Consider the following 17,959-nt stretch of genomic DNA (forward strand, 5'->3'; position numbering starts at 1 on the left):
CCGACGACGGCGAGGAGGGCCAGGCCCAGCCCGGCCGCCCCGTACCGGTCCCGGATCACCAGCACTGTCAGCAGCAGGCCCACCAGCACCGGATGCCGGATCAGGAAGAGCACCAGCCGGGCGCACATCCGCCCGGCCAGCCCGGCGAGCACGACCCACAGCGGTACGTCGACTTTCGGATGCCGGGTCGGTATTTCGGGAAACGGCCGGGAGCCGTTGATTCTGGCCATGACAGATCACACCCACCCTGCATCACACGAAAAAGGAGCGGAAGGAAGAGAAATCGGCGGGTCAGAGCCGGTGGAGCGACAAGAAGGCTCAGACGGCCGTTCCGGTACCCGGGAGAAGCGTGTTCAGGCCGCGGTTGCGGTATCGCCCGTCGAAGCGTCGGTGGTGCGGCCTGTCAGTAGCCGTTCGCATTCGTGCAGATAGTCGGTGGCGGCCCGCACCAGCGCCCGCGCGAACGCGAGATGATCGACGGTTACCGCGTCGTCCGTCGCGGACAGGGACAGGTGGGTGTGGTCGGCATCGACCGCGAGGATCGGCCGCTCGTGCGGGTAGGTGAAGCACCGGGCCGACCAGCCCGATCCGATGTGCACGCTGATATGCCCGTGCGACCCGACCGGCACCCGCCCGCCACCGGCGTCCGGGGTGGCTGTTGGCCCGGTCATGCCGCCCGCCCGGAGCCGGTGCGTACCGGCCGTATCCCGGTCGCCCACCACGAATACGCCTGCCGGGGCTTCTGCCCGTTCGTGTTCACGTACGGGGTCAGGGTCAGCCCGTCGAACTCCACCGGCCGGAACGGCGTACCCGCCAACGACTCCGGCGGCACCGGCCGCACCGCGGCGGCGATCTTCACCTTCACCTCTGCTGAGCCGGCACGGGCGTTGGGATCGGCGTCCATCACCCGTACCGCCCACACCAGTTCGCCGGTGACCTTGTCCCGTTCCTGCGCATCCGGAAGGCCCGCCTTCGCCTTGTCGAAGTCGTTGACCGGTTCCACCCCGAGCACGTAGGCGCCGTGCGGGAACACGTCCGTGAACGCCACGGGAATCCGTTGCGGTACCGCCATCGCCGTTGTCACCTCCGTAGGGATCAGGTCCGGATGGTGCCGACATCTCGCCGCGTTCCGGACAGGATCTACAGTGCACCGTTCGCCAACCGCTTTTCAAGCGGTAGATCGTCGATGCATGCGAGGTCGGTATATGGCCATATCGACGAGGCATGGGAAGGTCGGGCGCGGCGAGCTTTTATAACTGGTCGATATACAGCCGGCGGCAGGGCATGTTGTTTGCTGTGAAGCTAAGATGTGATACATGCTGGAACGGAGCACACCGCGCGTCTACACGTCCCGGGGACGGGTTGATGGTGAGAACTGGGCCGCTGTCGCCGTTGCGGTCAACGACCGCATGGCGGCCCTGCGGATCGGACAGCAGCAGCTCGCCGAGCTGTCCGGGCTCTCGGTCTCCACGCTGCGCCTGGTCCAACACGGTGCCAGCCGACGCGTGCAGAACAAGACGTTGACCGCGATCGCCCGTGCCCTCGACTGGCCCGACGATCATCTGATCCGGATACTGGTCGGCAACCGCGCGCCGGACATTCCCGGCCACGCAAGCGATCAGGAGATCCTTGCCGGTATCAGCCGCATCGAACAGCAGCTTGCGGACCTCAGCCGCCGCTTGGTCACCATAGAAGAGCTCGTCACCGTGGGCACGGCCAACAGGTAAGGGGCCAGAATCCCGACACCGGGCGTTGTCGCCCGCCGCGATTCTGACCCCTGCACCTCATGGCACCATCAGATGCCCGACCGCTCAACCTGGCGTGGGTGGCCACCCATTCGGCTCCTGCGGCGGCACCAGCTCATCCACATATCGGAACACGAGCGTCACCTCAACATCGCCGAACGCCTCGGCGAACCCTACTTCGTCCGGCAGCGACGCCCAAGCTCGCATCACGTCCGTGGGGCGATCCGCTGGGCGGATCGTGACCGCGTAATCGCCGCTGGCCACATCTGCCCGAGCCTCGGACGACGTACAGCCATGATTGCTTCGCGGCGGATCGCAATCACTACCGCTGGTCATCGCCACCGGCCCGCCGCATGGACCGCGCCAGCGCCGCCCCCAGTAGCATCCGCCCCGCCGCCGGCGCCGTGACGCTGTCCACGAAGAAGAACAGCGGCGTCACCTGAAAGTCGTGCCAACCGCTCTCCAGCGCGAACAGCTCCGCTGCGGCAGGCGAATCAAATGTGATCGTGGTGTCGCGGACCCGTCGTTCGTCTCCCGACTCGAAGCGCACCACGCCGTACAGCACGGCCGACCGGCCCTCTCCCTCCCCGTCGTCAACCGCGTATCCAACGATTGCCGTCACTGGCCACACCATCCCGTCCACGTTGTCGGTTGGATACCGGCCCGGTCCCGCGGAGCAATGGGACTCAACACGGGACAGGGCCGGCTTGCCGGACAGCCTCACCGAGGACCAGTCGGTAACGGAATGTCGAAACGATATTGACTGTCGGTATACGGCAATGCTGTTTGTAGCGGTAGGCGAGCGCTTGACACCCGTCGGCGGAGCGCCTGCCCGCGCGGTCCGGCGTACCGCAACCGCTCGTCCGCGTTACGCTCAGCGGACGGCCCCGCTCGTTCCACCACCAACCGCCTCCGGGCACCGCGAGAAGGTCCACGGATGATGCCCGACGCCCCGCCGCACCACACGCCCTACAGCGTGTCCGCCGCGCTACTCGCCCGCGAGGAGATGCGTGCCGCGTGCGCGGCCCGAGATTTCGCCGCCATCTTCCTACTGATCCGCAAATACGATCATGTCGGTCAGGATCGGATCGCCGCGTCGATCGAGGGCTTCAGCCAGCCGCGTATCAGCCGTATCGTCACTGGGAAAGCCCGGGTCGAAGATCTCGACGTCATTGAACGTATCGCCGACGGCCTGCGCATACCGGGTGGAATGCTCGGACTCGCCACCCGCCCATGGGAGATCGCACCGGATACCGCCCGCCCCCGCAGCCGGGATCCGCTCCGGGTTCCGGCGCATCTGCGCGACGCGATCGGCGTTCCCACCGATGCTCCGCCGGTCGACCCTCGCCACGACGAGGTCACCGAAACGATCAATCGTCTGTTGGCCACCGTCGAGACACCCAGCGGCGACGGCGGCGGGTCGATCGTCCTTCCCTCGTGCGATCTGAAGAAGCGGATCCTGTCGGCATGGAGTTCCGGCCGCCCCCGGGAAGGCGCACCCGTCCTGGTCCTGGTCGCCGGCTTCGCGGGGTCAGGCAAAACCGAGTTCGCTCGGTTCGTCAGTGAGATCACCGGGTGGATGCTGCTGGACAAGGACACCGTCAGCCGGCCGCTGACCGAGAGCCTGCTGTTGTCGCTGGGCGCCGATCCGAACGACCGGCAGACCGCGATCTACCGGGACAAGGTCCGGCCGTTGGAATACCGCTGCCTGTTCGACGCGGTTTTCGACAACCTGCAGCTTGGGATCTCCACCGTTGTCACCGCACCGTTCCTTCAGGAAGTAGCAAGTGAACCGTGGTTGCAACGGCTGAAGAGCCGCTGCGTCAAGCGCGGCGCCGAAATCGCGGTCGTGTGGATGCGCTGTGACGTCGACTCGATGCGGGACTATCTGGAGACCCGCGACGCCGCTCGTGACTCCTGGAAGCTGTCCTACTGGGACGAATACGTAGCCAGCATCAACCTTGATCAACGTCCTGTGTGCACGCATTTCGTCGTTGACAACGGCCGGCACGCCAAGACCAGCCTCGCCGAGCAGGCCCGCCAGCTTGCCAGTCGTGTCCGCGACGCGTCCTGACGCGGTCGTGCTGTACGGGCCGCCGGCAGCCGGAAAGGACACCGTCACCGCCGCGCTCACTGCCGTTGACGGCCGGTACGTCCATTTCGACCGGTTGAAGGCCGGGAGCGGTAAGAGCATCGGGTACCGGCATACCTCCGCCGGTGACCTCGCGCAGCTCCACGACCGGCATCTGATCGTCTACGCGAACGAGCGGTACGGGAACATCTACGCCATCGACAGCCCACGACTCGACGAGATCATCACCGCCGGACAGATCCCCGTCGTGCACCTGGGCCAGATCGCCGGCATCACCGCACTGCGCACCGGCTATCCCGCCCGATGGCTCACCGTCCTGCTCTGGTGCCCCCGCAACATCACCCGTGCCCGCCTCCATGAACGCGGCAGCAGCGATCCCGAAGAACGGCTTCGGGTCTGGGACGAGACACAGGCAGACCTAGCCGCAGCCGCACCCGGAACGTTCACCATGGTCCTGCGCACCGACCAGCGGACACCGGCCGCGGCCGCCGATCTGATCCATCAGACGCTGACCGGCGCCCCGGAGCATCTTCCGCCCGTGCGGGACCGGCTCCCGTGAGCCTCCAGCTCGTCATACCTGCGCTCACGTTCCGCACGACCGACGGCGCGATCAGCACCACCGATACCGAGCGGTACGCCCGACGCGCCGCCGCCACCTGGGCCGACCTGTTCATCCTGTCCGGCACCACCACCAACGGACACACCGCGACCACGGCCGAACGGGCCGCCACAATCGATATCTGGACGGCCGTGATCAGCCCGGACCGGATCACCGCCTGTTGCTGGTCACCGGCGGATATCACCGAAGCCGAACGTCGCGGGATCACACCCATGGTTGTCCTGCGGGACCTGCACACGATCGACCAGGCCCGCGGCTTCCTCGCCGCGCTGCCGAACCCGAGCTATGTCTTCAGCCACCCCGAATTCAGCGGCCACACGCTTACCCCGGACCTGGCCCACAGTGCCCTCGCGCACGGCTGCCTTCCCCGCGGTGCAAAGGTGTCCAAGGTCGGCTCCGAGGATCTTGCAGCTCTCCGAGGAGCTGCCGGACCCGCATTCGCTCTGTGGGACGGCACGGCCCGCCACATCGCCACCAGCCTTGCCGCCGGCGCCAACGGTGTCGTTGCCGCGCCACTCAGCCACATCCCCGAACCGTTCCCCGCCCGCGACGCCCCCGAGCTGCAAGACGCCATCGACCGCACCCAAACCGTTCTTGACCAGCTCCCCAACCGTGCATCACGCACAGACGCTCTGATCAACCTTGCTCGCCGCGGCACGACCCCACGATCGACATGAACAGGCCATCACGTTCCGATCGGCCGAGACATCACCGAACACAGGTCCGGTACAAGTCCAACAGACTGCCGAATTTCCCGTTTTAGGATCAAGGCGCGGCGCGAGCCGCGCCGCGCGACGGCTGCGCGCGGCGCTGNCGTGGCCGGCCGTGCTCGCCGGCGCGTCGCAGCCCACACCGCACAGAATCATCACCCAAGCCCTGTCCAGGCGGCACACGTGGACAGGGCGGGAAGCAGCCAGCCATGGCACGAGCCGCCATCCAGCGCCGGTGACATCGCGCACGCCAGGGGGCGGAACTACGAGCAGCGGGCACGCCAGCGCATGGCCGGAAGACTGGACCAGGTCGCTTCGCTCGCCGGACAGCCCGACCCGCCCAGCCTGCCAGCCTCGAGACCGTCCGTGGCCACCCTGCGAAACGGCTTCAGTTCTGCTTCCCGTGAGCTCACACGAGACGGCGTTGGTGTACACGACGGTGTAGCCAAGCAGGCAGAGAGACGTCCATGGATTCCGCGGATCATTCTGGAACCAGGTCTAATACAGGAAGACGGTCAGCGACTCCCACATGCATACGACTTAGATCCTAGAAGGGCGGGTTTGAATAGAATCCACCAGGCCATTCAATTTGAACGCTCTGACCCATCATCGGCCCGACATGATCAAAGAAGTCCGTCAGTCTCTTTGAAGGCTCTTTTTCCACCCTGTATGTGGGTCCAAAATCTCCTTTGGTGTGCTTATAGGAATTCGAAGAATACTCAGTACTGATCATATATGTGGCGATTTGCGAGAAAATGATCTGGCGCTCACCCTTAGGGAGTGCATCGGAGATTCTGGCCGAGATCTCGAAGATTTGATGCGACTGCCGCCGAACCTCGGCGCGAATCTCCGCCATCATTTCCTTTTCGGTAATAGCGGGTTCGCCGGAAGTCTTTCCTAGTGTAGACCGCACCGTCGCCAGCTTCTCGTCCAGTTCCGGCCAGAAGGCTTCGAAGCGTTTTCTCAATATCTCGTCGACAACGGGCCGCGGTGACGCCTCGGCGTTAATCTCACGTACCAGTTTTACCATGGCGTCGGATTGTCGGCTATCGATAGCCTGGAATTGAGCGAGCGGGTTCTTAAGGTCCGATACCCCAAGGTCGATAAGAATCGGTACCACGCGGCTCTTGGCGACGTGCTTTGCAAGCGCCCCAGACTCGAAGTTGATCCAGGGCGCCGACTGCGTTGCCTTGGTCGTTACAATCAGGCCATAGGACGTTGCGTCCAACTCGTCCGCCAAGACGTCCAGCGCGCGTGTACCGCCACCGATGTCCTGGGACGATACGAAGACATCGATCTCATGGATCAAGATAGGTAGCCAGTCCCGGAAGATCTCCGCAATCTGCTTCGACGTGTCGCCCGACCAGCTAATGAAGATCTTCACGCACATTCCCCGTGTCAACAGCCAAGGTGTGGCGTAGTGTACACCGAGACCGTAGATCGGATTCTATCGGCCTTCCACGCCTATTACGGAGGCAGACTCTCGTGGAGAGATTCCCTGCGTTCCATCTGTCGCTCGGTCGACTGGTCAAGCGGGTAGGGTCGGATGCGGTGGACATCGCCAAGCCCATGACCTGCACCGGTGGATACCGGCGGACCTCCGTTGAGGGAGCACCGAGGTCTACGGACCAGAAGGTTGCTGGCGCGATGTTGGCAGCCAAGCCCGTGGACGACGGGAGACGGCCACGGGACTCGGTGGACGAGGCCGAGCCCGTGATCAGGACCGGCGGACGTTCACGGACATCAGCGGACGAAGCACCGGTGATCTCATAATCTGCTGGTCGGATCTGTTAACGTTCCGTAACCGCCGCCAGTGGCCCGCGGTACGGCAGTTGTACTGCAACCGGGGTAGACGTGGGCGAGGCCATGACCTGCGTCTGGTCGAGCCCCGCAGCCGATCTCGTTCTGAGATCAAATACCCGTCTGCGCTCGTACCGCACAGCGCGACAGCCCAGCCACGTTGCCCCCTGCAGCTCACCCCGGCGCTGGCGGTAAGGCGGTCTCTACTTCGTACGATAGCGGGGGATTAGCGTGACCCTGATTCTGAGCTATGTCTCCCACCAATTCGCCGTGTTGGCCTCGGATCGGCGAATCACCTGGAAGAATTCTGCTAGGCCCCCGGAGGACACTGAAAACAAAGCCATCGTTCTATGTGGACGTTTTCTTATGGGCTACACGGGCCTTGCTTGCCTTGGTGGTATGAAGACCGAGCAATGGGTGGCGCAGACGCTGGCGAGCGTCGAGCCGCAGCAGTACTTCGATGTTCTTGCCCGGAGCGCCAGATCGGCAGTCGCTTCGATACGCCCGCCGCTTAGAAATAGGGACTCTGGGCATGCCTTTGTGGTCGCTGGGTTCGCGGATAGTCGGACTACTCCTGACAGCCTTGAACCGGTCGGAATCACTGTGTCAAACGCGCTTGGTGGTGGCCTGGGTCGCTGGAACCCACGAGTCGATTTCGACGTGACGAGGACTCCGCCGCTGAGCGGGAAGCACGATTTTCGTGTCGGTGCTTTTGGGATGCCGCCGAGGCGTGCCGATCTAAATCGAGCAATTGATCTTATTCGCAGGTATCGAAAAAATAATGATTCTAAGGTGCTCGGAATTGCGCAAATATTGGTGGGTCTAATCCGTACCGTGGCTGCGAACGAGGAGGGGGTTGGGTCGGATGTGTCACTTTCGATCTTGCCGCGAACGGCGGTGCCCGCGCAGTACGTTGCGGCCCCATTTGGTGTAGGGCTCAAGGATCCCGTGAAAGATCTAACCTGCGTTTTCGTTCCATCGGATTCAGGGGTCGAATCGGCAAGCGTTTATCTCCCTGCCACTGTTTCTCCGGAAATAGCTATGTTCGGTGGTGAAGTATGGACGGGTGGGCGTCCCCCGTGGTGGCGTGAGTAGCCCGGTTCGGAAGCCAGTCGTACAGCCATCCGTACAGTCAAGCCCGCGGACACCGGCCGCGACCGGGGTGGACGCGGGCAGGGCTGGGAGCAGGCCAACGGAGGAGTACGGACGTCAGCGGACTACGCGGCCCGATCTTGTAATCGGGCGGTTAGCCGCCAAGGCACTGCCGTGTCGTTTCCGCTCCTCGGCGCTGGCGTGCCTGCGGTGCGGCCAGGCTTGCCGGGCATCGTTGGTGATCTTTCGTCGTGCCATATCCGTGCCAGTAGCAACGGATAGCATGTGGTCCGATCTGTGGTCTCCGACGATGACTGGACCGTCGTTGACCTGGGCAGGAACGTTGTCGGCCAGGTCAACGACGGGCGCTGCACGTTTTTCCCAAGCTCGTGAGGTGCCGCCCTCGTGTACCCGGAGGTGTACCCCAGCCGGCGGACGTCCACGGACAGGCGCGGAAGCCGGTGGACGCCTGGGCCAGGTCACCGGACGCCACGAACACCGACGGACGGTCTGCCTTGCTCTTGTAATCGAGCGGTTAGGGGTTCGAATCCCCTCGCCGGCTCCCTCCTGACCAGGACATCTGTGGTTGTTTCGGTCGCGGAGTGATCTGGGCTCGGCTGGTCACGGCCGGATCGACCATCTCGTCTCACCGGGGTCGCTCGTCACGGGAGAGCCGAAGGCTGCGGGCGAGGTGGCGGAACGCCGTACGAGACCACGGCCGCGTCGTCGGTTGGTTGATCCGCGCCCACGCCGGCTGGTGACCGGCCAGCGTGGGCGCGGATCGAATACGCGGATCGAATGTGCGTCAGCGCGGAAGCGGCTTGTAGAAGACCAGGCCGTTGCCCTTGTTGTCGTACACCACGGCGCGGCGCTCGTGAGCGTCGTCGTAGGGGCCTTTCACGATGCCGCCGCCGTTCTCCTCGATCGCCCTGGCCGCGCCGTCGACGTCGTCGGTCTTGATGCCCACGACGACCTGGCCGTGGATGGGGTGATCGATCGCTGTGGCCAGGGCAAGGGTCACCGAACCGCCGTCAAGAGCCGCGAAGTGGGCGCCGTCGCGGAACTTCAGCGGGAAGCCGAGGGTCTCGGTGTAGAACTTGATCGACTCCTCGAGATCGTCCGTCGACAGGACGATCATCCGTACTTGCCGGTCGCTCATAGGTACCTCCTGTGACTGGATCGGTTCCGGAGCCGCACCCGGGACAGCACCGAATCGGTGGGGTTCGCGGGTTCCGCGACTGTGGGTGCATCAACAACCTAGACCCTGTCAGCCGTAGCGGAGACGAACTTTCGGACCACGTCCAGCAGCCGGGAGGCCCGCGTGCCCGGCGACGGGGGAACGTCCTTCACTGACCGCCCGCACCGACCGCCCGGCCGTCGCGCGCGCCGCGGGAGAAAAACCCGCCCGCCCCTTGCGGCGTGCTGGGAACGGGTCAGGGGTGCGCGTGTGCGGCGAAAATCCCGGGTACGCCATGCGGCAGAGCCGGGGTGGCGGCGCGGACGGCGGAGACCGTGGGGGCGACCCGGGGTTCGCTGGCGGGGACGGGGTGGCCGAGGAGGGCACCGTCACCCGTGTTGATCACGACGACACGGTGGTGGGGAGCAAGTTCCCCGCCGGACAGCAGGGCGGGCAGCGCGGCGAACGCGGTGGCGCTGGAGGGCTCGGCGCCGATGCCGGCGGCGGCCAGCCGGGTGACCGCGGCGGTGATCTCGGCATCGGTGACGGTGACCGCGAGACCGGCGGTGTCCCGCAGGGCGGCCAGGGCGCGGGTTCCGTCCATGGGGTCGCCGACCGAGATCCCGGCGGCGACGGTGTCGGCCGGGGCGGGTGCGACCTCGGTGGCGCCCGCCGCCCACGCGCGGTACACGGCACGGGCACCGGTGGCCTGCACGCCGATGAGCCTCGGGACGCGATCCAGCAGGCCGGCGCGGACGGCGTCCCGGAAGCCGTGGTGCAGACCGACCAGGATGTTGCCGTCGCCGACGGCGACCACCACCGCGTCCGGGGCGTGGCCGGCCAGCTGTTCGGCGATCTCCAGGGCGGCGGTCTTCTTGCCCTGCGTGGTGTATGGGTTGATCGCGGTGGTCCGGCAGTACCAGCCGAACCCGGCGCAGGCGTCCAGGCTCAGCCGGACCGCGGTGTCGTAGTCGCCGTCGACCACCAGCACGGTGGCACCGAAACCACGCAGGCGGGCCACCCGCGCCGCGGTGACCCTGCCGGGGACGAAGACCACGCAGTCAAGGCCGCCAGCGGCTGCCACGGCGGCGGCCAGCGCGGTGGCGGCGTTGCCGGTGGAGGCGGCGGCCACCACCCGGTGGCCGTGGTCGAGGGCCGCGGCGACCACCGCGGCGCTCGCGCGGTCCTTGAGCGAACCGGTCGGGTTCACCGCCTCGTTCTTCACCCAGAGATCGTCCACTCCGAACAGGCCTGGACGGGCGGTGAGCGGGGTCCAGCCGCACGGGTACCTGGCACGCATGGCGGCCACGCCGCCGGAGTCGCGGGCGAACGGAAGAAGATCCGCGTAGCGCCACATCGTGGTGTCGTCGGCGGTGATCGTCGGCGCCGCGCCGTCGAGTTCAAGGCCGAGACGGCCCTCGTCGCGATCGCAGAGATAGCGGTGCGCAGCCAGCGGATAGTCGCTCCCGCACCGCGAACACCGCCAGCGGTTCATCGGAACCGCACCGGGACACTGCTGTAGCCGTGCACGAAGTTGGAGAACAGCCGGCGCGGCTCCCCCAGGACCTCGATGCCGCTGACCTGCTCGCGCAGCGCGTGCAGCACCGCGCCGACGTGGGCGCGGCCGAGGAACGCGCCCAGGCAGAAGTGCGGGCCGTAACCGAACGCAACATGCTTGTTGGGGGTGCGGGCCAGGTCGAACCTGAGGGAGTCGGCGAACACCGCCTCGTCGAAGTTGGCCGAGGAGTTCCACAGGGTGACGATGTCGCCCGCTGCTACCGGGGTGTCGCCGATCTGCGCGTCCACCACGGCGCGCCGGCCGAAGTGCATGGCCGGGGTGGTCCAGCGCAGCACCTCCTCGACGGCGGTGTCGACGGACACCGTGGCGTCCTTCAGCGCCCGCCACTGCCCGTCGTACCGGGCCAGCGCCAGGATGCCGCCGATCGACGACATCCGGCTGGACTCGTCGGCACCCAGGATCAGGCTGTAGCAGTTGAAGACGATCTCGTCCTCGGACAGCGGCTCGCCGTCGACTTCGCCGGTGGCCAGGGTACTGATCACGTCGTCGCCGGGGTTGCGGCGGCGCTCCTGGGCCAGCGCCGAGAAGTACAGCAGGATCTCGTTACGGGCCAGGAACTCCTCCAGCTCGGAGTGCTGTGAGCTGTGCCGGCTGAGGGTCTGGTTGTTCCAGTCGACCAGCTTCGGACGGTCGGCCGGTGGCACGTCCATCAGGTCGCCGATCGTGTTGATCGGGATATGGTCTGCGACGTCGGTGGCGAAGTCGAACTCGCCGCGCTCGACCGCCTCGGAGATCAGCCGGCTGGTCCGTGCCCGCACCCTGTCGACCACCGGGGCCAGCGCACGGGGAGAGAACGACTTCAGCATCAGGTTGCGGATCTCCCGGTGCCGGTGCCCGTCGGTCACCGCGAGCATCTTTCCCGATGCCGAGTCGTTGCCCTGCAGCAACGTGGTCAGCACATTGCCGCGTTCGGAGGTGAACCGCCTGTTGTCCTTGTACACCGCATGCACGTCGGCGTACCGGGAGACCACCCAGAACCCGGGGTTGCGCCCGGACGGCGGATTCCAGTGCACCGGGGACTCGGCGCGCAGCCTGCGCCACAGGGCGGGCAGGTCCTGGTCGAGGAAGGTCTGCGGGTCGGCCAGGTCGATGTCGGCGAGCGAGGATGCTGTCATGACGCACGGCTCCAGTACTCTGATGATCAGAATGCGGCACTGCGGTAGCGGCGCAGGCTCACCAGCGACGTGATGGCGAGCAGCAGACCCAGAGTGATCGCCGTGACCACACCAGGATGATCGGCGGGAAAACCGCCCGCGGTCGTGGTCGGGTTGCCCCACAGGTCACGGCAGAGGGTGGCCACCGCGCTCACCGGATTCCACTCGGCGACCGGACGCAGCCAGCCGGGCAGGTACTCCGCGGACAGGAACGCGTTGGACAGGAACGGGAAGACCACCACGACCAGAGTGGAGATCGAGTCGATCGTCTCCAGGCTGCGTGAGGCCATGCCGAGCAGCACGCCAAGCCAGATCATCACGTATATGAACCCGGCCAGCACGCCGAACCCGGCCAGCACGCCGAGCAGTCCGTTGTGCGCCCGCCAACCGACCAGCAGGCCGAACCCGGCGATCACCGCCAGCCCGAGCAATCCGACCAGCAGGTCGGCGATGGTGTGCCCGACCAGGACAGCCGAGCGGATGATGGGCAGCGAACGGAACCGGTCGGTCAGTCCGCCGGACAGGTCGCTGGCCACGGCGATCGCGGTCGGTCCCACCCCGGCCAGCCCGACCTGGATGGCCGCGCCCGCGAACAGGTACTCCTGGTAGCTGCCGTCGCCGGGAATCACGATCGAGCGCTGGAACAGGTAGCCGAACACGATCATGGAGACCAGCGGGTTCAGCGTGATGCCGACGAACCGGCCGGGCGCTCGGCGCAGGTGCCGCAACCGCCGCCCGGCCACCGCGGTGATCTCGACGACCGCCCTGTTCAGCCCGCCTGGCCGGGCCGCGGGCGCGATCTCCGATACGGCTGTCATGCTCCCTCTCCCTCACTGAACCGATGAAGTTCGGCATCGAGCATGGCGCCGATCTCAGCCTGCGGACCCGGATCCATCATTTCGTCATGCGGGCAGGCCACCTGATACGTGCGCACACCGTCCGCGTAGGAGGCCCAGCGGGCGGTCCGGTCGGCCAGTTCGTCCGGCGCGCCGGGCGGCTGCGCGGCCAGCAGGGTCAGCTCCCCGTCGTAGTCGCCGGGGACGTGCCGCTCGGCCAGCTCGGTGGTCCTGCGCATGGCGTCCAGCAGGGCGAACACCCGCTCCTCACCCAGCTCGGCGAGGGCGTTGTGGTCGTGGCGCAGCACGTCCACGATGTCGTGCCGGCTCAGCGTGCGGCCGGAGAACTCGGTTCGCTCGTGGCCGACGAACTCCAGGAACCAGGCGAACACCTCCTGGTCGTCGGCACCGGCGTGTTCGGTGAGGTCCTCGGCGTGCGGGTAGCCGTCCAGGCTGGCCAGCAGGCCGACCTGATGTCCGTCGGCCCGCAGGTGGACGGCGATCTCGTGGGCCAGCAGTCCGCCGAACGACCAGCCGAGCAGGTGGTACGGACCGTTCGGCGCCACCGAGCGAATGTGCTGGACGTAGCTTTTCGCCAGCTCGGTGAGCGTGCTGGCGAACGGGGCCAACGTGGTGATACTCGGCGACTGGATGCCATAGATCGGATACTCCGGGTCGATGTGCCTGGCCAGTCCGAGATAGGGCAGGCTGAACCCGAGTCCGCTGTGGATGCAGAACAGCGGTGGACGGCTGCCGCTCGGCCGGATGGCCAGCATGACGGCGAACGGGTCGAACTCGGCGTCGTCCGCGCTCCGCTCGCGCACCTCGTCAAACACCCTGGTCACCGCGGTGTCGGCCAGGCCGGCCGCCCTGGCCAGCGCTTCCGGCGTCTTGTGTGTGAACACGTCCGCGATGCTGATCGGCACACCGGCCCGACCGGCCCGGTCGACGACCCGGACGGCCAGCAGCGAGTGACCGCCCAGCTCGAAGAAGTCGTCGTCCGCGCCGACCTGGCGTAGCCCGAGCACGTCGGCGAACACCGCGCACAGCGTGTGCTCGGCCGCGGTACGCGGCTCGCGGCCCTGCCCGAGCTGGTCGAAGTCCGGGGCGGGCAGGGCTCTGCGGTCCAGCTTGCCGTGCGCGGTCAACGGCATCTCGGGCAGCACCGAGAACAGCGCGGGCACCATGTAGTCCGGCAGCACCTCACCGAGTTCGCGGCGCACCACGCCGGTGTCCAGGCCGAGCCGGCCCGGCGCGGGCACCAGGTAGCCGACCAGCCGCTTGTGCCCGCCGGAGTCCACCCCGACCTGCACCGCCGCGTCGCCGATCGAGGGCAGCGAACGCAGCGCGATCTCGATCTCGCCGGGCTCGATCCGGTAGCCGCGGATCTTGATCTGGTTGTCCCTGCGCTGCAGAAACTCCAGTTTTCCGTCGGCGCGCAGCACCACGCTGTCACCGGAGCGGTACAGACGGGCACCGGGCGGGCCGAACGGGTCGGCGACGAACCGGGCCGCGGTCAGCCCCGGGCGGGCCAGGTAACCGCGTCCCACCGCGACTCCGCCGACGTAGAGCTCGCCGGGTACGCCGACCGGGGCCGGCCGCAGGTCCTCGCCGAGCACGTACAGCGCGGTGTTGCGGATCGGCGTGCCGATCGGCACCCGGGCGTCCTCGGTCCAGCCGTCCGCGGTGATCACCGCGTGCGCGACGTCGTCCGAGCACTCGGTGAGCCCGTAGGTGTTGACCAGCGGAATGTCCGGGAACCGGGCGAACCACCGGGTGCACAGGTCCGGGGCGAGCACGTCACCGGTGGGCACCAGGTAGCGCAGGGTCGGCAGCTCGACCGGGTCGCCGGCCAGATCCCAGGCGTCCAGCGCGGCGCGCAGCATCGAGGGCACCACCTCGAGCACGGTCACCCGCTCACGGGCGACCACGTCGAACAGCGCCACCGGATCGGAGGCCGTGGCCCGGTCCACCATGACCACCCGGCCGCCGAACTGCAGCGCGCCGAGCATCTGCCAGACCGACACGTCGAAGGTGACCGGTCCGTTGTGCACCACGGTGTCCGAACCCGACAGCCGGGTGTCGTCGGCCTTGGCCCAGATGTGGTTGGCCATGCCGGCCCGCTCGACCATGGCTCCCTTGGGCCGGCCGGTGGAGCCGGACGTGTAGATCACATACGCCAGGTCGTCGTCCGCGCCGGACAGCTCGACCAGCGCGTCCATCGGGTCGCTGGCCTCGTCCAACACCAGCACCGGCGCCGCGCTGCCAGCCGCCGCCAGCACCCGCCGCGCCAGCTCGCGGTGCTCCTCGTCCACCACGATGGCCGCCGCCCCGCTGTCCACGAACGACTCGGCGAGCCGGCCGACCGGGGCGAGCACGTCCATCGGCAGGTAGGCCCCGCCACGGCTGAGCGCGGCGAGCACAGCGGTGAGGAACCCGGTGCCCGGGCTGGCCAGCACCGCGACCAGCGCGGCGTCCATCCGTCGGGCCAGCGCGCTGGCCCGGCCGAGCAGGGTGGCGTAGTCCAGGCTGCCCGCCCAGTCGGACACCGCGATCTCGTTCGGTGCCCGGGTGCCGGCCGCACGAATCCGCTCCATCACCCCGTCGCCGACCGGACGCTCCGGGCCGCGGGACAGCCGCAGCAGAGCGGTCCGCTCGGCCCGCTCCAGCACGTCCACGGCGGCCAGCCGGATCGCCGGATCGGCGGTGACCGCACCCAGCAGCCGGGTGAGACGGGCCGCGACGGCCTCCACGGTGGACCGGTCGAACAGGTCGGTGCCGAACTCCAGCAGGCCGATCACTCCGGCCGGCATGCTGCCGTCGAACCGCTCGACGAACTGGAAGGTCATGTCCACCTGGGACGCGGTCGAGCTGATCGGCTCAATCCTCGTGGCAAGACCGGGCAGCGTGACCGGTTCGTCGTCGGTGTTCTGCAACACCACCATGACCTGGAACAGCGGGTGCCGGGCCATGGAGCGGGCCGGATTGAGCGCCTCGACCAGGTACTCGAACGGCACGTCCTGCCGGGCGTACGCGGCAAGGTCGGTCTCCCGCACCCGGCCGACCAGCTCGGCGAAGGTCGGGTCGCCGCTGATGTCGGTGCGCAGCACCAGGGTGTTGGTGAAGAACCCGACCAGGTCGTCCAGCGCGTCGTCGGTGCGCCCCGCGATCGGGCTGCCCAGCGGGATGTCGCTGCCGGCGCCGAGTTTGCCGAGCAGCGCGGCGACCGCGGCCTGCAGCACCATGAACACGGTCGCGCCGGACTCCCTGGCCAGCTCGACGATCCTGTGGTGCAGGGCGGGGCCGAGATCGAACCGGATCTCGTCGCCGGCGTGGCTGGCCGTGGCCGGACGCGGCCGGTCGGTGGGCAGCAGCAGCTCGTCGGGCAGGTCGGCCAGCTCGCTGGTCCAGTAGTCCAGCTGCGTGGACAGCACGCTGTCCGGGTCACCGCCGTCGCCGAGCAGCGTGCGCTGCCACACCGTGTAGTCGGTGTACTGCACCGGCAGCGGCGCCCACCGTGGCGCGCGGCCGGCCTGCCGCTCACGGNNNNGGCCGGCCTGCCGCTCACGGTAGGCGGTGGCCAGGTCCCGGGTCAGCGGCGCGATCGACCAGCCGTCGAAGGCAACGTGGTGCAGGACCAGTTGCAGCACGTGCTCGTGCTCACCGAGGACGAACAGCCTGGCCCGCAGCGGCGGCTCGCTGGTCAGGTCGAACCCGCGCCTGGCCTGCACGCGCAGTGCCGCGGCCAGTTCGTCCTCGGCCACCCGGGTGGCCGGCAGCAGCGGATGCGCGTCGGGACCGTCCAGCACCCGCAGCATCGGCGCACCGTCCACCTCGGGGAACACCGAGCGCAGGCTCTCGTGCCGGTCGGCGAGGTCGCGCAGCGCGGCCTGCAGCGCGTCGGCGTCCAGTTCACCGCTCAGCCGCAGGGCGAACGGCACGTTGTAGGCGCTGGAATCGCGTTCCAGCCGGTTGAGGAACCACAGCCGCCGCTGGGCGAACGACAGGGGCAGCGTGTCGTTGGTACGCGGGACCGCAACCAGCGCCGGCCGGTTGGTGCCCGTGTCGGCGGCCAGCCGCCCGGTGAGCCCGGCCACCGTTCTGGCCTCGAACAACGCCCGGATCGGCAGTTCGATACCGAGTGCCGAGCGGGCCCGGCTGATCACCCTCGTAGCCAGCAGCGAATGCCCGCCATTGTCGAAGAAGTCGTCGTCGATACCTATCCTGGGCACGCCGAGCACGTCCGCGAACACCCCGCAGAGAATCTCCTCGGTCGGTGTGCGCGGCGCACGGCCGCTGGCTCCGCTCGCCGCGAAGTCCGGGTCGGGCAGCGCCCGGCGGTCCAGCTTTCCCTGCGGGGTCAACGGGATCGCGTCGATGACGACCACCGCGGCCGGCACCATGTACTGCGGCAGCGATTCGGCGACCGCCTCGCGCAGGTCGTCCGGCAGGCCGCCGGCTGCGGCACCGGCGGTGGCACCGGTGGCACCGGTGGCGACGACATAGGCCACCAGGCGCCTGTCGCCGGCCTCGTCCTCGTTGATCACCACCACGGCCTGGCTGACCCCGGGCTGGGCCACCAGCACCGACTCGATCTCGCCGAGCTCGATCCGGAAACCGCGGAGCTGCACCTGGTCGTCGGCCCGGCCGAGGTAGTCCAGCTGCCCGTCGGGCAGCCAACGGACCAGGTCACCGGTCCGGTACATCCGCGCGCCGGCCGGGCCGAACGGGTCGGTGACGAACCGCTGCGCGGTCAGCCCGGGACGGTTGAGGTAGCCGCGGGCAAGACCCGCCCCGACGAACAGCTCGCCGACCACGCCGACCGGGACGGGGCGCAGCATCCTGTCCAGGACGTACACCCGGTGCGCCGCGGTCGGCCGGCCGATCGGCGGCCGACCGGAGCCGGACAGCGGGTCGCTGACCGTCGCGGCCAACACCGACTCGGTGGGGCCGTAGCCGTTGAACATCCGCACGTGTGGTGACCACCGGGCGACCACTTCGGGTGGGCAGGCCTCGCCGGCGACCACCATGGTCAGCCCGGTGGGCAGCACGGTGTCGGCCGGCAGTGCCGCGGCCACCACCGGCGGCAGCGCGGCCAGGGTGATCCCGGTGTCGTTCAGCAGATCCACCAGTGGCTGGCCGCCAAGCCGGCTCC

At 67.9% G+C, this 17,959-nt stretch carries 14 protein-coding genes and 1 pseudogene; 4 read left to right on the forward strand and 11 right to left on the reverse strand.

Annotated features, from left to right (window positions below; translation table 11 throughout):
* From FrCorBMG51_RS05390 to FrCorBMG51_RS05400, 3 genes and pseudogenes are all read right to left on the reverse strand, one after another.
* Window positions 1-230: pseudogene (locus FrCorBMG51_RS05390) on the reverse strand (FtsK/SpoIIIE domain-containing protein); the annotation flags it as partial.
* Between the two features lie 123 nt (window positions 231-353).
* A complete protein-coding gene (locus FrCorBMG51_RS05395; RefSeq protein WP_047222149.1) occupies window positions 354-671 on the reverse strand; it encodes a hypothetical protein in 318 nt (105 codons plus the stop codon).
* Window positions 668-1,072, reverse strand: a complete 405-nt coding sequence (locus tag FrCorBMG51_RS05400; protein ID WP_047222016.1) for a hypothetical protein — start codon at window positions 1,070-1,072, stop codon at window positions 668-670. Before FrCorBMG51_RS05400 ends, FrCorBMG51_RS05395 begins: the two co-directional genes overlap by 4 nt.
* A 244-nt stretch (window positions 1,073-1,316) precedes the next feature.
* Here FrCorBMG51_RS05400 and FrCorBMG51_RS05405 point away from each other — a divergent pair, with 244 nt between their 5' ends.
* Window positions 1,317-1,727 carry a helix-turn-helix domain-containing protein gene (locus FrCorBMG51_RS05405; protein ID WP_047222017.1) on the forward strand — a complete coding sequence of 137 codons (411 nt, stop codon included), beginning with the start codon at window positions 1,317-1,319 and terminating at the stop codon, window positions 1,725-1,727.
* An 84-nt stretch (window positions 1,728-1,811) separates the two neighbouring features.
* Here FrCorBMG51_RS05405 and FrCorBMG51_RS33550 read toward each other — a convergent pair whose 3' ends face one another.
* Together FrCorBMG51_RS33550 and FrCorBMG51_RS05410 are read right to left on the reverse strand one after the other, a co-directional pair.
* Window positions 1,812-2,081: a hypothetical protein gene (locus tag FrCorBMG51_RS33550; RefSeq protein WP_139342163.1), complete on the reverse strand. Its 270-nt coding sequence runs from the start codon at window positions 2,079-2,081 to the stop codon at window positions 1,812-1,814.
* Window positions 2,068-2,367 carry a hypothetical protein gene (locus FrCorBMG51_RS05410; protein WP_235433338.1) on the reverse strand — a complete coding sequence of 100 codons (300 nt, stop codon included), beginning with the start codon at window positions 2,365-2,367 and terminating at the stop codon, window positions 2,068-2,070. Before FrCorBMG51_RS05410 ends, FrCorBMG51_RS33550 begins: the two co-directional genes overlap by 14 nt.
* A gap of 318 nt (window positions 2,368-2,685) precedes the next feature.
* Between FrCorBMG51_RS05410 and FrCorBMG51_RS26305 the strand changes: the two genes are divergently transcribed.
* From FrCorBMG51_RS26305 to FrCorBMG51_RS05425, 3 genes are read left to right on the forward strand one after another with little or no spacing between them, the layout of a single operon-like run.
* The gene (locus FrCorBMG51_RS26305) at window positions 2,686-3,819 is read left to right on the forward strand and encodes a P-loop nucleotide/nucleoside kinase family protein (RefSeq protein ID WP_235433339.1); all 1,134 of its coding nucleotides are present in this window, start codon (window positions 2,686-2,688) and stop codon (window positions 3,817-3,819) included.
* Window positions 3,800-4,396, forward strand: coding sequence for a guanylate kinase (locus FrCorBMG51_RS05420; RefSeq protein ID WP_047222018.1), 597 nt, complete (start codon window positions 3,800-3,802; stop codon window positions 4,394-4,396). Before FrCorBMG51_RS26305 ends, FrCorBMG51_RS05420 begins: the two co-directional genes overlap by 20 nt.
* Window positions 4,393-5,133 carry a hypothetical protein gene (locus FrCorBMG51_RS05425; protein ID WP_047222019.1) on the forward strand — a complete coding sequence of 247 codons (741 nt, stop codon included), beginning with the start codon at window positions 4,393-4,395 and terminating at the stop codon, window positions 5,131-5,133. Before FrCorBMG51_RS05420 ends, FrCorBMG51_RS05425 begins: the two co-directional genes overlap by 4 nt.
* A gap of 580 nt (window positions 5,134-5,713) precedes the next feature.
* On the opposite strand, the gene FrCorBMG51_RS24730 is transcribed toward FrCorBMG51_RS05425, so the two are convergent.
* The 6 genes from FrCorBMG51_RS24730 to FrCorBMG51_RS26310 all read right to left on the reverse strand — a co-directional run bounded on the left by FrCorBMG51_RS24730 (window position 5,714) and on the right by FrCorBMG51_RS26310 (window position 17,933).
* Window positions 5,714-6,550: a toll/interleukin-1 receptor domain-containing protein gene (locus FrCorBMG51_RS24730; RefSeq protein WP_157180400.1), complete on the reverse strand. Its 837-nt coding sequence runs from the start codon at window positions 6,548-6,550 to the stop codon at window positions 5,714-5,716.
* Window positions 6,551-8,863: 2,313 nt separating this feature from the next.
* Window positions 8,864-9,217, reverse strand: a complete 354-nt coding sequence (locus FrCorBMG51_RS05435) for a VOC family protein (protein ID WP_013871950.1) — start codon at window positions 9,215-9,217, stop codon at window positions 8,864-8,866.
* A gap of 274 nt (window positions 9,218-9,491) precedes the next feature.
* Window positions 9,492-10,730 (reverse strand): threonine synthase, encoded by a 1,239-nt coding sequence (locus FrCorBMG51_RS05440; RefSeq protein ID WP_047222020.1) that lies wholly within the window; start codon window positions 10,728-10,730, stop codon window positions 9,492-9,494.
* On the reverse strand, window positions 10,727-11,929 hold the full coding sequence (locus tag FrCorBMG51_RS05445) for a cytochrome P450 (RefSeq protein ID WP_047222021.1): 1,203 nt from the start codon (window positions 11,927-11,929) through the stop codon (window positions 10,727-10,729). The genes FrCorBMG51_RS05440 and FrCorBMG51_RS05445 overlap by 4 nt, the downstream gene beginning before the upstream one ends.
* Window positions 11,930-11,955: 26 nt before the next feature.
* Window positions 11,956-12,786 (reverse strand): ABC transporter permease, encoded by an 831-nt coding sequence (locus tag FrCorBMG51_RS05450; RefSeq protein WP_047222022.1) that lies wholly within the window; start codon window positions 12,784-12,786, stop codon window positions 11,956-11,958.
* Window positions 12,783-17,933: an amino acid adenylation domain-containing protein gene (locus tag FrCorBMG51_RS26310; protein ID WP_157180401.1), complete on the reverse strand. Its 5,151-nt coding sequence runs from the start codon at window positions 17,931-17,933 to the stop codon at window positions 12,783-12,785. Before FrCorBMG51_RS26310 ends, FrCorBMG51_RS05450 begins: the two co-directional genes overlap by 4 nt.
* Window positions 17,934-17,959: the final 26 nt, after the last annotated feature.

The organism is Protofrankia coriariae (assembly GCF_001017755.1).
GTDB lineage: Bacteria > Actinomycetota > Actinomycetes > Frankiales > Frankiaceae > Protofrankia > Protofrankia coriariae.

What these genes read in the sequence shown, in the direction of transcription:
- FrCorBMG51_RS05395 (WP_047222149.1), bottom strand. Translation starts at nt 671, where the DNA reads ATGACCGGGCCAACAGCCACCCCGGACGCCGGTGGCGGGCGGGTGCCG.
- FrCorBMG51_RS05400 (WP_047222016.1), bottom strand. Translation starts at nt 1,072, where the DNA reads ATGGCGGTACCGCAACGGATTCCCGTGGCGTTCACGGACGTGTTCCCG.
- FrCorBMG51_RS05405 (WP_047222017.1), top strand. Translation starts at nt 1,317, where the DNA reads ATGCTGGAACGGAGCACACCGCGCGTCTACACGTCCCGGGGACGGGTT.
- FrCorBMG51_RS33550 (WP_139342163.1), bottom strand. Translation starts at nt 2,081, where the DNA reads ATGACCAGCGGTAGTGATTGCGATCCGCCGCGAAGCAATCATGGCTGT.
- FrCorBMG51_RS26305 (WP_235433339.1), top strand. Translation starts at nt 2,686, where the DNA reads ATGCCCGACGCCCCGCCGCACCACACGCCCTACAGCGTGTCCGCCGCG.
- FrCorBMG51_RS05435 (WP_013871950.1), bottom strand. Translation starts at nt 9,217, where the DNA reads ATGAGCGACCGGCAAGTACGGATGATCGTCCTGTCGACGGACGATCTC.
- FrCorBMG51_RS05440 (WP_047222020.1), bottom strand. Translation starts at nt 10,730, where the DNA reads ATGAACCGCTGGCGGTGTTCGCGGTGCGGGAGCGACTATCCGCTGGCT.
- FrCorBMG51_RS05445 (WP_047222021.1), bottom strand. Translation starts at nt 11,929, where the DNA reads ATGACAGCATCCTCGCTCGCCGACATCGACCTGGCCGACCCGCAGACC.
- FrCorBMG51_RS05450 (WP_047222022.1), bottom strand. Translation starts at nt 12,786, where the DNA reads ATGACAGCCGTATCGGAGATCGCGCCCGCGGCCCGGCCAGGCGGGCTG.